12 protein-coding genes are annotated in these 11,515 nt (G+C 70.0%); 3 read left to right on the forward strand and 9 right to left on the reverse strand.

Features of this window, described 5'->3' with window-relative positions:
• The 6 genes from IBL26_RS01205 to upp all read right to left on the reverse strand — a co-directional run.
• The coding region (locus IBL26_RS01205; protein ID WP_187782621.1) for an efflux RND transporter periplasmic adaptor subunit at window positions 1–1,229 on the reverse strand (1,229 nt) is incomplete at its 3' end.
• A gap of 14 nt (window positions 1,230–1,243) precedes the next feature.
• Window positions 1,244–2,614, reverse strand: coding sequence for an efflux transporter outer membrane subunit (locus IBL26_RS01210; RefSeq protein ID WP_187782622.1), 1,371 nt, complete (start codon window positions 2,612–2,614; stop codon window positions 1,244–1,246).
• Complete coding sequence (locus IBL26_RS01215) at window positions 2,615–3,040, reverse strand: periplasmic heavy metal sensor (RefSeq protein WP_187782623.1); 426 nt, start codon at window positions 3,038–3,040, stop codon at window positions 2,615–2,617.
• The gene (locus tag IBL26_RS01220; RefSeq protein WP_187782624.1) at window positions 3,040–3,453 is read right to left on the reverse strand and encodes a hypothetical protein; all 414 of its coding nucleotides are present in this window, start codon (window positions 3,451–3,453) and stop codon (window positions 3,040–3,042) included. The genes IBL26_RS01215 and IBL26_RS01220 overlap by 1 nt, the downstream gene beginning before the upstream one ends.
• Window positions 3,454–3,458: 5 nt before the next feature.
• Window positions 3,459–4,127 (reverse strand): sigma-70 family RNA polymerase sigma factor, encoded by a 669-nt coding sequence (locus IBL26_RS01225; protein ID WP_367615341.1) that lies wholly within the window; start codon window positions 4,125–4,127, stop codon window positions 3,459–3,461.
• A gap of 78 nt (window positions 4,128–4,205) precedes the next feature.
• A complete protein-coding gene (upp, locus tag IBL26_RS01230) occupies window positions 4,206–4,856 on the reverse strand; it encodes a uracil phosphoribosyltransferase (RefSeq protein WP_187782625.1) in 651 nt (216 codons plus the stop codon).
• 196 nt (window positions 4,857–5,052) lie between these two features.
• Between upp and IBL26_RS01235 the strand changes: the two genes are divergently transcribed.
• Window positions 5,053–6,024, forward strand: coding sequence for a Bug family tripartite tricarboxylate transporter substrate binding protein (locus IBL26_RS01235; protein WP_187782626.1), 972 nt, complete (start codon window positions 5,053–5,055; stop codon window positions 6,022–6,024).
• 24 nt (window positions 6,025–6,048) lie between these two features.
• Window positions 6,049–6,516, forward strand: coding sequence for a YybH family protein (locus IBL26_RS01240; protein ID WP_187782627.1), 468 nt, complete (start codon window positions 6,049–6,051; stop codon window positions 6,514–6,516).
• Between the two features lie 228 nt (window positions 6,517–6,744).
• Here IBL26_RS01240 and IBL26_RS01245 read toward each other — a convergent pair whose 3' ends face one another.
• The 3 genes from IBL26_RS01245 to IBL26_RS01255 all read right to left on the reverse strand — a co-directional run bounded on the left by IBL26_RS01245 (window position 6,745) and on the right by IBL26_RS01255 (window position 9,010).
• Window positions 6,745–7,704: an alpha/beta hydrolase gene (locus IBL26_RS01245; protein WP_187782628.1), complete on the reverse strand. Its 960-nt coding sequence runs from the start codon at window positions 7,702–7,704 to the stop codon at window positions 6,745–6,747.
• A 64-nt stretch (window positions 7,705–7,768) separates the two neighbouring features.
• Window positions 7,769–8,518 (reverse strand): tellurite resistance TerB family protein, encoded by a 750-nt coding sequence (locus IBL26_RS01250; protein WP_187782629.1) that lies wholly within the window; start codon window positions 8,516–8,518, stop codon window positions 7,769–7,771.
• Window positions 8,519–8,539: 21 nt separating this feature from the next.
• Window positions 8,540–9,010, reverse strand: a complete 471-nt coding sequence (locus tag IBL26_RS01255; protein ID WP_187782630.1) for a MerR family transcriptional regulator — start codon at window positions 9,008–9,010, stop codon at window positions 8,540–8,542.
• 113 nt (window positions 9,011–9,123) lie between these two features.
• Between IBL26_RS01255 and IBL26_RS01260 the strand changes: the two genes are divergently transcribed.
• Window positions 9,124–11,406 (forward strand): heavy metal translocating P-type ATPase, encoded by a 2,283-nt coding sequence (locus tag IBL26_RS01260; RefSeq protein WP_241748858.1) that lies wholly within the window; start codon window positions 9,124–9,126, stop codon window positions 11,404–11,406.
• The last annotated feature ends 109 nt before the right edge of the window (window positions 11,407–11,515 follow it).

Genomic DNA, 11,515 nt, shown 5'->3' on the forward strand with positions numbered 1-11,515 from the left:
TGGCTGTCACGCGGGCGGCGGCGCTGGCCGCTGGGCTCGCCGGCGGCGGGCGCGGTGCGGGGGGCGGGCGAAGCCGGCTCCGCCACCACCACGCGGGTGCCGGCATTCAGCCGCAGCGCGCCGGAGGTCACGACCTGCTCGCCCACCGCCAGCCCCTGCCGCACCACGGCCTCGGTCTGCGTCACGGCGCCCAGTTGCAGGTCCCGCATCTCCACCGTGCTGTCCGGCTTGACGACGAAGGCATAGGCGCCGCGCGGCCCCTGCTGCACGCCGACCAGCGGCACCACGATGGCGCCTTGTACCACTTCCATGCGGATGCGCAGATTGACGAAGGCGGCGGGCCACAGCCGCCCGCTGTCATTCGGGAAGGTGGCCTTCACCTTCACCGTGCCGGTGGTGGCATCGACGGTGTTGTCCACCGTCAGCACGGTACCACGCTCGACGACCTCGCCTTGCAGGCCGGGGATGCTCTCCACCGGCACCGGCCCGGCCGCCATGGCGCGCAGCAGCCGCGGCAATTCCTGCTGCGGCAGGCTGAAGGTGGCGCCAATCGGCCGCAGCTGCGTGACGGTGACGATGCCATTGGTGTCGGAGGACCGGACGATGTTGCCGACATCCACCTGCCGTAGGCCGATGCGGCCATCGATCGGGCTGCGGATAGTGGTGTAGTCCAGCTGCGTGCGCGCGGAATCGATCGAGGCCTGGTCCTGCTGGATCTGCGCCTCGTACATCGCCACCTGGGCGCGTTGGGTATCCACCTGCTGGCGGGTCACGCCGCTGGCCTGCAGCAATTGCTGGTAGCGCGTCAGGTCGACGCGCGCATTCGCCAGCTGCGCGGCGTCGTAAGCTTTCTTCGCCTCGGCCTGGGCCAGTGCGGCGCGATAGGTACGGTCGTCAATGCGCGCGAGAATCTCGCCCGCCTTGACGTCCTGCCCTTCGCGGAACAGCACTTCCATCAACTGGCCTTCCACCTGCGGGCGGACGACGACGCTGGCCAGCGCCTGCACCGTGCCCAGCGCATCCAGCGTCAGCGGCAGGTCGCGCTGCGCGGCCGTGGCGATGGTGACGGGCACCTGCATGCCGCCCGCGCCGCCTGGGCCGCGCGCACCGGCGCGTGCGCGCGGTGCCTCCTGCGCCGTCGTGGCGGAGCGGTTCCACCACCACCAGCCACCGGCCAACACGGCCGCCAGCAGCAGCAGGAACAGCAGGAAACGGAACACACGCGCCATAAAGCTGCCTCGGGTCATTGCTGCCAGCCGCCACCCAGCGCCCGGAACAGGCCGACGGCGGCCTGCAGGCGCGCCAGCCGGGCTTCCACCAGGCTGACACGGGCGGAGAACAGGCTCTGCTGCGTATTCAGCAGGGTAATCAGGTTGATGGTGCCGGCACGCAACTGCGCCTCGGCGATGCCGGCCGCGCGGCCGGCCAGGGTGGCCGCTTCCTGCCGCAGTGCTTCCTGCGCCGTGGTCTCGCGCAGCGCCACCAGCGCGTCCTCCACATCCGCCAGCGCGGTGACGATGGCGCGCCGGTAGGCGATGACCAGCTCCTCCGCCTGCGCCTCGCTCAGCGCCACCTGGCCGCGCCGGGCGCCGCCGTCGAAGATGCTTTGCGTGAGGCTGGCAGCGAGCGACCAGACCTGAGCCTCCGGCCGCAACAGGGTGCCGAGCACCGCGCTGCTGAAGCCGCCGCTGGCGGAGAGGGTGACGCTGGGCAGCAACGCCGCGCGCGCCGCCGCCACATCGGCATTGGCGGCGGCCAGTTGCGCCTCGGCGTACAGCACGTCCGGGCGCCGAGCCAGCAACTCGCTCGGCAGGCCAGGGTTGGTGGAGGGGATCATCAGCTGTTCCAGCCCGCCCGCCGCCACGGCCACCTGCTCCGGTGGCATGCCCAGCAGCACGCCCAGCGCGTTCGTGCTTTGGGAAATGCTCTGGCGCAGGGAGGGAATCTGCGCCTCCTGCTGCGCCACCAGCGTCTCCTGCTGGGCCAGGTCCAGCCCGGTGGCGGTGCCGGCCGCTACCTGGGCGCGGATGACGGTCAGGATGCGCCTGGCCGCTTCCAGGTTCTCGGTCTGCACCCGCAACTGCTCGCGCGTGGAGAGGATGTCGAAATAGGTGTTGGCCAGGCTGGCCTGTGTGGTCAGCATCACCGTCGCCGCATCGAACCGGCTGGCGCGGGCCGCGAAGGCAGCGGCGTCGGCGTTGTTGCGGTTCAGCCCCCAGAAATCCACCTCGTAGCTGGCGGAGAGCGTGGCGTCGTAGCTGGTGGTGCGCCGGTTGCCGCCACCAGTCTGCCGCCGGCCAGTGTCCAGCCCGCCGCTGACCGCCGGTAGCAGCGCTGCGCCGGCGATGCGGGCCTGCGCATCCGCCTGCCGCACCCGGGCGGCGGCGCTGGCGATGTCGAACGCCCCGGTCGTGGCGGCCGCCATCAGCCGGTCCAGCTCATTGGAATTAAAGCCGCGCCACCAATACGGATCGGGCCATTGCGCCGGCTGCCGGGATTGCTGGAACTGTGCCGGCAGGGCGAGCCCGGAGGTCGTGGCATCCGGGCGCGTGGCGCAGCCGGCCAGGGCCAGCAGCGCCAACAGGCTGCTGCCGCACAGGCGCAGAGCAGGCATTCAGTGATTCTCCGGCATATCGGCAAGCAGCTTGCGCCGGCCTTCAGGCGAAATCGCGGCAGTCGCCTGGGCGAGGCTGCCTTCGAACGCCTCGCTGAAAGCCTGCCACCGTTCCCGGTTGGTCGCCATGGCCGCCCGCAGCGCCTCCTCCGAGAACGGCTCGGCACCAATGGCGCGCGGCACCAGCGGGCGGGCCTGCCGCATGGCCTGCTGCGCGGCCTCGTAGGCCGGCCGGTTGGCCTCCATCACGGCGCGGAACCGGTCGCGGTCCTCGCCGGAGAGCACGCGTTCCATCCGCGCCTGCAGGTTGCGCACGCCGCGCGGGCGCGGTGTGTCCGGCCAGAACAGCAGCGCGGCGAAGACAAGGTTCAGCGCCAGGGACGCCCCCAGCGCCGCCTTCAGGATCAGGGAAGCGGAGAGGCGCATCAGTCGGTACTTTCAATCATCGCCAGCTGGCGCGGAGCATTGAAGCCGGCGTCGTCAAGCGGCACGGGGCTGGCCAGCATCAGCCAGAGTCCACAGGCGGCCAGCGCCGCCAGGGCACCGCCGCCCATGGGCAGCAGGGGCCGCAGCCAGTGCAGGAGGCCGGGGCGCACCGGCAGCGGCGCCCGCGCCACATGCCGCGCCACATGGGCCCGCATGCGCTCCAGCGCCGCGGCGTCGGGCAGGGAGCGACTGGCGCGCAGCGCGTCCTCCACGCCAGCGGCGCGTTGCAGATACGTCCGGGCCTCGGCGGACTGGGCCAGCAGGGCGCGCGCCGCGGCGGCATCGTCCGCCGGCCAGCGCCGCAGGTCGGCGCCATGGCTTTCCAGCAGCCGAAGAAAGCGGGTGAGGTCCATCGGGCTCAATCCTCCAGCTTTCCAGCAAGGAACCGCCGCGCCCGGCGCAGCAATCCCTCCAGCCCACGGGTGGAAACGGAAAGTGCGGCAGCGGCCTGCGCGCCTTCCATCTCCTGGTCGTAGAACAGCGCCAGCGCCGCGCGTTGCCGCGCCGGCATCTCCTGCAAGGCGGCGACGACCCGGTCCCGCTGCTGGCGCGTGGCGGCCTGTTGCTCCGGGCTTGGGCCCGGGGCGGGCAGGGTGTCATCCGGCGCCGGGGCGGTGTGGCGGGCCTGGCGGGTCCGGTCGATCGCCAGGTTGGTGGCGATGCGGTGCAGCCAGGTGCCGAACTTCGCCCGCTCCGGGTCGAAGCGCGCCGCGGCCTGCCAGACGCGCAGCATCGCCTCCTGCGCCACGTCCTCGGCCGCCGCCGCATCGCCGGTGATGCGGTGGGCCAACTGGTACAGCCGGGGCAGGTGGCGCAGGGACAGCTGGTCGAACGCCAGCCGGTCCCCCGCCGCGGACCAGGCTAGCAGGGCCTCGTCCGTGGCAGCGGCACGGTCACGGTTCAGGACGGCCTGGGCCTCGGTACGGGGCGGGGTCAGGGGCTCGCTCCGGCCGGGCGGGGCCGTGAATGGAAGGCTGAGGAGGAACATGGGGCCGCCGTGGTTCTCCTCCTTGATACGGAGCAGCACGGCCAACCCCACGCGGGGTACGCGATCTTTTTTTGGGTGGCGGGTGGGCCTTTCAAGATGGCCTTGCCGCCGCGCCGGCTACTTCGTGCCGTAGAGCCGGTCCCCCGCATCGCCCAGGCCAGGGCGGATATAGGCGTGGCTGTCCAGCTCCCGGTCGACGGAGCACGTGAAGACCGGCACGTCCGGATGTGCGGCGGTCAGCACCCCCACCCCCTCGGGCGCCGCCAGCAGGCAGGCAAAGCGCAGCTGCGTGGCCCCGGCCCGCTTCAGCCGCTCGATCGCCACGGCGGCGGAGTGGCCGGTGGCCAGCATGGGGTCGACCACGATGACCAGCCGCTCGCCAATATCCTCCGGCAGCTTCAGGTAGTACTCGACCGGCTTCAGCGTCGCCGGGTCCCGGTACAGGCCGATATGGCCGACGCGGGCGGAGGGCACGAGGTCCAGCATGCCCTCCGCGATGCCGTCGCCGGCGCGCAGAATGGACACGATGCACAATTTCTTCCCAGCCAGGAGCGGCGCCTGCATCGTCTCCAGCGGCGTCTCGATCGTGGTCTGTTCCAGCGGCAGGTCGCGGGTCAGCTCATAGGCCATCAACAAGCTGATCTCGCGGGCCAGGCGGCGGAACTCGCCGGTGGAAGCGTCCTTCTGCCGCATCAGGGTCAGCTTGTGCTGTACCAGCGGGTGGCGAACCACGGTGACCTGGGGGGGCAGAGCTTGGGTCGGGGTCATCGCGGGGCCTCCATCACGGCTGGAGGGTGGGATTTGGGTCAGGCGGGGGCCCTCTGTCCAGGCACAATGGCGAGGCCCTACGGCGGCCCAGCCACCGGTGGAATAAATTTTGCACCACGACCATTGCGCAATTCACCGTGGCGCGGCATCTCGCCGTCTAAATCGCTATTCAAATTCGCGCAAAGGGGTTTTCGGCATGAAGCGTCGTGATTTCCTGCTCGCGGCCGGGCTCGTGCCTTTGGCCGCCCCGGCCGTCTGGGCCCAGGGCGGCACCTGGCCCAACCGCACCATCCGGATGATCGTGCCCTACACCCCCGGCGCCGCCACCGACGCGATGGCCAGGCTCGCCGCCTTCAAGATGCAGGAGAAGCTTGGCGTCAGCGTCGTCGTCGAGAACCGCCCGGGCGGCAGCGGCACGCTGGGCGGGCAGCTGCTGCTGCAGGCTCCGGCCGACGGCTACACGATCATGGGCTCCGCCTCGATCCACCCCATGGCGAAGCACGTCATGAAGGCCGTGCCCTACGACCCCATCGCGGATTTCCTGCCCCTGGCCCGTACCGCGCGCGGCCCCTGCGTGCTGGTGATGGACCCGCGCCTGCCCCAGACCTCGGTGGCAGAGGTCATCGCGGCTGCGAAGGCGGAGCCGCGCAAATGGTCCTTCGCCACCTCCTCCCTCGGCGCCGCCGGCCATCTGGCCTCCATCGAATTCAACCACGCCGCCGGGTTGGATATCGAGATCGTGCCCTATCGCGGTTCCGCCCCCGCGTTGACCGACGTGGCGGCCGGTAATGTGCAGCTGATGTTCGACCCAGTGCTGGCGACCCTGCCGATGGTCCGGGGCGGGCAGCTGAAGGGCCTCGGCATCGCCACGCCCGCCCGCACCAATCTGGCGGCGGAACTGCCCACCCTGGCCGAGTCGGGGCTGCCGGGCTTCGAGTTCTATTCCTGGTATGGGCTCTGGGGCTCCCGCGCCCTGCCGCGCGAGATTGCCGAACGCATCAACAGCATCGTCGTCGATGGCCTGCACGAGCCGGAGATGGTGACGCGCCTGAACGGCCAGGGCTTCGAGCCGGTGCGCGAGACCATCCCGCAGATCGAGGCCGCGATCGAGAAGGATGTCACCCACAGTGCCGAACTGCTACGCCTTGCCAAGTTCGAGCCGCAGTAAAGCCCTTCCGTGCAGGATCACGCCATGACCGTCCAGGCTACCGCCCCCGTCGACACGCAGGACCACGCGCTGGTGCGCGACTGGTTCAAGGAACTGTCCGACCACGTGCAGGCAGTGGATTTCGCCGCTGCCCGCCATCTCTTCGCCGAGGATTTCATTGCCTTCGGCACTTTCAGCAACTTCGTCTTCGGTCGTGACAATGCGGAGGCGAACCAGTGGCGTAAGGTCTGGCCGACCATCGACAGCTTTTTGTGGCGGCTGGACGACGTGCAGGCACTGGTCTCGCCGGACCGCCTGTTCGCGGTCGGCCTGGCCGTGTGGGATTCCACCGGCTACCTGACGGATGGCCAGGCCTTCGACCGCAAGGGCCGCGCCACCGTGTCTTTCGCGCGGACAGCAATTGGCCAGCCCTGGATCGCGACCCACACGCATATGTCGCTGTTCCGCGGCACGCCGGATGTCTCCCACGGCAACAAGCCGTCGAAGAGCTGAAGCAGGGTCAGTTTGCCGGCCATGGTCCCGGCCATGCAGACGCTACGCTGAGAAAAAGGTGAAGGCCGGGGAAGGCATTCCCCGGTCCCCTTCTTTTTTCTGCGAGTTTAGAGTCTCCGGAATTTTAGAGCAGGGGCGCACTCAGCAGTCGCCATCCAGACCCCATCCAGGCACCAGTAAGAGGCTGGCAATCATCTCCCGGCGCTTCTTTTCTTGCTATGTCTGGATCTACGCCAGATAGCGGCCAATGGCGGCGACGATATCCGCCTGCGCCTGCCGTGCCTTTTCCAGCAACGCGGTCTGGCCCAGGAAGCCGTGCGGGACACCTTGATAGATCTTGGTCTCGTGCGGGATGCCGGCTTCGCTTAGCCGGCGGTCCAGGTTCAGCGTGTCGTCCAGCAACGGGTCCAGCGCAGCCGCCAGCAACAGCAGCGGCGGCAGCCCGCGCAACTCGGCAGAGAGTGGCGCGGCATCCGGGTTGGTGCGCAGGCTGGCATCGCCGCCCAGATACTGCGTCCAGAACCAGTCCAGCTTCTCGGTGGAGAGCCCGAAGCGGCCATCGCCCAATTCCAGGTGCGATGGCGTGCCGTGGTTGGAGGAGAGCATGCCATAATTGATGGCACCGAAGCGCGGCATGGCCTGATGCGCATCCCGCAGGCGCAACAGCGCGGCGAGGGCCAGATTGCCGCCGGCGGAATCGCCGCCGATGCCCATGCGCTCTGCATCGATGCCCAGCGTCGCCGCGTCGCGCCGCAGCCACTCCAGCACCGCCATCACCTGGTCCAGCGCTGTCGGGTACGGATACTCGGGCGAGAGCGCGTATTGCAGTCCCACCACCACGGCGCCCGAGGATGCGGCGACTTCGCGCTTCCAGCGGTCCAGCGTGTTGATATCGCCGATGGCGAAGCCGCCGCCATGGACATGCAGGTAGACGGGCAGCACACCGCTGACGCCCTTGGGCCGGTAGATGCGCACCGGCGTCGGCGGCTCGGTCGGCAGCAGATGTTCGGTGATCTCGGCCTCGGGGCCACCCTCGTTGAGGAAGGTCTGGTAGAGATAGGTGGCGGCCCGCGCGTCGTTGATGGGCTGGCGCAGCACGTCGCCGTTGGTCAGGCCGCGTGCCTTGACGGCGGCCTGCGCCGCGATGACTTCGGCGTCCGGCTGAAGGGGCTGGGGGAGGTCATTCATCGCGGCTCATCCTCTGCACTGGGCCGCCAGCATGGCAGAGGTCACCGACCCCTGCCAGCCACCCTCAGCCCAGCGCCTTGCCCTGCAAGGCGGCGTCGCTCTGCACCGAGAGATGTTCGATCAGCTGCGGCGGCAGCTTCAACCGGTGCGCCAGCGCGTCCAGATAGGCCCGCTCCGCCGGATGGTCGACATCGATGACCAGCCGAGTGGCGAGGTAAAGCTCCGCCGCCTGTTCCTGCGTGGTCGCGCCGGCGGTAATGGCGGCAAGGTCGGTGGGCTTGGACAGAGCGTCGAACACGAAGGCCTTCGCCTCGGCATCCAGCCCGGCCTGCTCGACATGTGAAAAAATGGCGCGCTGTTCGTCGGCGTCGATATGGCCGTCCGCCTTCGCGGCGCCGATCATCGCCTGTATCAGCGCCAGGTTGAAGGATTGCGTCGCCACCTGCGGCTGGAAGCTGGCATCGGCTTCCCGCATGTCCCCAGCCGTTGCCACGGGCGCAGAGGCCGGGGCCTGGCCCTGCTGGTAGTTCTGCCAGGCGCGGTAGGCCAGGGCGCCCAGCGCGGCGGCGCCGCCATGGCTGAGCACGCCGCCGAAGCCCTTCTTTTTCTTGCCACCCAGCAGCATGCCAACCAGCCCGCCACTGGCCGCGCCGCCCAGGAAGCCCATGGGCAACCCGCTACTGCTGCCGCGGCCTTGCGGCTGTTGTGGGCGGCTGTCACCACCGCCCATCTGGCCCAGGATCTTGCCGATCTGGCCGCCACCCTGCGAGTTGGGGCCAAGGAACCGGTCGAGAAGCGATTTCGCGTCGATCATCTCTTCCAGATCGGGGCTTGATTACAAAGAATCAATATGGCTCTCGTCTTCTTGGCCTCGGCCGTGGGTCGGGTCCAGGCACTGGGCGTGGCTGCTATCGGCCAGAACCTCAATGACCCGGCAATGGCCAATGGTCTGGCAATGGGCTTCCAGCATGCGCTCAAGTTCCGGCTGAAGCGAGCGTAGCCGGGCAATGCGGCTGGTGACCGCGGCCAATTGCTGCCGGGCGATGGCATCCGCATCGGCGCAGGGCGCATCCGGCCCTGCCTCAGCCAGCCGCAGCAGGTCGCGAATGGCTTCCATGGAAAAGCCCATATCACGCGCATGCCGGATGAAGGCCAGGCGCCGGCGCTGCGCCTCCCCATAGACGCGCTGGTTACCGGTGGTGCGGGACGGCTCCGGCAACAGGCCCACCGTCTCATAATAGCGGATGGTGCGGACGTTCACGCCCGTCATCCGGGCGAGATCGCCGATCGAAAGCGCGGAAGACATGGTTAGGACCTCATCTCGGACTGCGGGGCGGCAGGCGGGCGCATATTACCCCTTGAACCTCCAGCGACTGGAGGTCCCATACCAGGGGCCGAGACGAATGTGGAGACGACCCGATGTCACGGCATGATGAGGAAGGCGAGGTTCTGGCTTGGCGCGTCGAGGGCATGGACTGCGCCGCCTGCGTGGCCAAGGTGGAACGTGCCGTCGGCCGCCTGCCGGGCCTGACCGACATCAACGTCAACCTGATGGCCGAGCGGTTGAGCCTGCGCCGGGGCGCCGATGGCAGCACGGCCGAGGCTGTCGAGCAGCAGGTGCAGGCCCTTGGCTACAAGGCCCGCCGCATTGCCGGCCAAGCCCCTCCAATGGCCGCAGCTGCCCCGACGGCTTGCGACTGCGGCGGCCACACGCACGACGACCACGACCACAGCCATGGCCGCAGCCACGCTCATGGCCCTGATGAGGGCCCGGCGCACGCCCATGCTCATGGTGCGGAGGATGAGGAACTGGCAGCGGGTACTCCTTGGTGGCGCACCGCCAAGGCACGGCTGGTTGGCCTGATCGGCGGGCTGGTCGTGCTGGCCTGGCTGGTCGGGCATGAATGGCCGGATTTGGCGCGCTGGGGCTGGTTGGCGGCCACGCTGGCCGGGCTATGGCCCTTCGGCCGCCGCGCCGTCGCCCTGGCCCGGGCCGGTAGTCCGTTTTCCATCGAGACCCTGATGTCGGTGGCGGCCCTCGGCGCCATCCTGATCGGCGCCACGCAGGAAGCCGCCCTGGTGGTGTTCCTCTTCGCGCTGGGCGAGCTGCTGGAAAACGTGGCCGCTGGCCGCGCCCGCGCCGGCATCCGCGCCCTCGTCTCCCTGCTGCCCCGCACGGCGCGGCGGGAGGCCGGGGACGGGACCGTGGAGGAGGTTGCCGCCACCGCGCTTTGCGTTGGCGATATCGTCCGCCTGCGCCCCGGGGACCGCGTGCCCTGCGACGGCGAGATCCTGGAAGGCCATGCCGCCCTGGATGAAAGCCCCGTTACTGGCGAGAGCGTGCCGGTGCCACGCGGCCCGGGCGAGCCGGTGGTCGCCGCCTCCATCAGCACCGATGGCGCCCTGCGTGTGCGCGTGACCCGTGGCGCGGCTGACAACACCCTGGCCCGCATCGTCCGGTTGGTCGAGGAAGCCACCGCCTCCCGCGCTCCGACGCAGCGCTTCATCGAGCGCTTCAGTCAGTGGTGGACCCCGGCGGCCATGATCGCCGCGCTGGTGACGATGCTGCTGCCACCTCTGCTGTTCGGCGGCGATTGGGGCACGTGGTTCTATCGCGGCCTGGCCCTGCTGCTGGTGGCGTGCCCCTGCGCCCTGGTCATCTCGGTGCCCGCCGCCATGGCCTCCGGCCTCTCGGCCGGCGCACGGCGCGGGCTGCTGGTGAAGGGCGGCGCGGCGCTGGAGGCGATTGGCAGCGCCCGCACCATCGCCTTCGACAAGACGGGGACGCTGACCGCCGGGCAGCCCCGCGTGACCGACCTGCTGCCCCTGGGTGACGCCGATCCGCTGGAGGCGCTGCGGCTGGCCGGTGCGGTGGAGCAAGGCTCGGCGCACCCCCTGGCCCGCGCCATCGTGGCGGAAGCCGCCTCGCGCGGCCTGCGCTTGCCGGACGTTACCGAGGCCGGCGCCGTGCCGGGCAAGGCCGCCAGGGGCGTGGTGGAAGGCCGGCGGATCGCCGTCGGTAGCCCCGGCCACGCCGTGGAGGCCGGTGCGGTCATCGAGGACCCCCGCATCGCCGTGCTGGAGGCAGAAGGCAAGACCGTGGTGGTGGTGCTGGAGGGCCAGGTGCCGCTGGCCTTGGTCGCCCTGCGCGACGAGCCGCGCGAGGATGCGGTGGCCGGCATCGCCGCCCTGCGCGCCCTTGGCCTGCGGCCGGTGATGCTGACCGGCGACAATCCACGCACCGGCGCGGCGGTGGCCGGCCTGCTGGGCATGGATGTCGAGGCCGGGCTGCTGCCGGCGGACAAGCTGCGCCACATCGCCGCGCTGAAGCAGGCGGGACCGGTGGCCATGGTGGGGGATGGCATCAACGATGCCCCGGCGCTGGCCGCTGCCTCGGTCGGCATCGCCATGGGTGGCGGTACCGATGTGGCACTGGAAGCGGCGGATGCCGCATTGCTGCGCCAGCAGGTCTCCGGCGTCGCCGAACTGGTCCAGCTCTCCCGCACGACGCTGGCGAATGTCCGGCAGAACGTCGCCATTGCCGTGGGTTTGAAGCTGGTGCTGCTGGTGACGACGCTGCTGGGCATTACCGGATTGTGGCCCGCCATCATGGCCGATACCGGCGCCACGGTGCTGGTGACGCTGAATGCCCTGCGGTTGCTGGGCTGGAAGCCATCCCTGGCGCCCCGCACCGCAGCGTGATGGGTGGCGGGGGACTAACCCCCGCCGGCATCCCCACCCGCTACACATCCTGACGAGCCGCCCCAGCGGCGCATCCATGGCGCCGCCGGGGGCTGGACATTGGCCGCTT

It is taken from the genome of Teichococcus aerophilus (assembly GCF_014490485.1).
Lineage (GTDB): Bacteria > Pseudomonadota > Alphaproteobacteria > Acetobacterales > Acetobacteraceae > Pseudoroseomonas > Pseudoroseomonas aerophila.

What these genes read in the sequence shown, in the direction of transcription:
- IBL26_RS01210 (WP_187782622.1), bottom strand. Translation starts at nt 2,614, where the DNA reads ATGCCTGCTCTGCGCCTGTGCGGCAGCAGCCTGTTGGCGCTGCTGGCC.
- IBL26_RS01215 (WP_187782623.1), bottom strand. Translation starts at nt 3,040, where the DNA reads ATGCGCCTCTCCGCTTCCCTGATCCTGAAGGCGGCGCTGGGGGCGTCC.
- IBL26_RS01220 (WP_187782624.1), bottom strand. Translation starts at nt 3,453, where the DNA reads ATGGACCTCACCCGCTTTCTTCGGCTGCTGGAAAGCCATGGCGCCGAC.
- upp (WP_187782625.1), bottom strand. Translation starts at nt 4,856, where the DNA reads ATGACCCCGACCCAAGCTCTGCCCCCCCAGGTCACCGTGGTTCGCCAC.
- IBL26_RS01235 (WP_187782626.1), top strand. Translation starts at nt 5,053, where the DNA reads ATGAAGCGTCGTGATTTCCTGCTCGCGGCCGGGCTCGTGCCTTTGGCC.
- IBL26_RS01240 (WP_187782627.1), top strand. Translation starts at nt 6,049, where the DNA reads ATGACCGTCCAGGCTACCGCCCCCGTCGACACGCAGGACCACGCGCTG.
- IBL26_RS01245 (WP_187782628.1), bottom strand. Translation starts at nt 7,704, where the DNA reads ATGAATGACCTCCCCCAGCCCCTTCAGCCGGACGCCGAAGTCATCGCG.
- IBL26_RS01250 (WP_187782629.1), bottom strand. Translation starts at nt 8,518, where the DNA reads ATGATCGACGCGAAATCGCTTCTCGACCGGTTCCTTGGCCCCAACTCG.
- IBL26_RS01255 (WP_187782630.1), bottom strand. Translation starts at nt 9,010, where the DNA reads ATGTCTTCCGCGCTTTCGATCGGCGATCTCGCCCGGATGACGGGCGTG.
- IBL26_RS01260 (WP_241748858.1), top strand. Translation starts at nt 9,124, where the DNA reads ATGTCACGGCATGATGAGGAAGGCGAGGTTCTGGCTTGGCGCGTCGAG.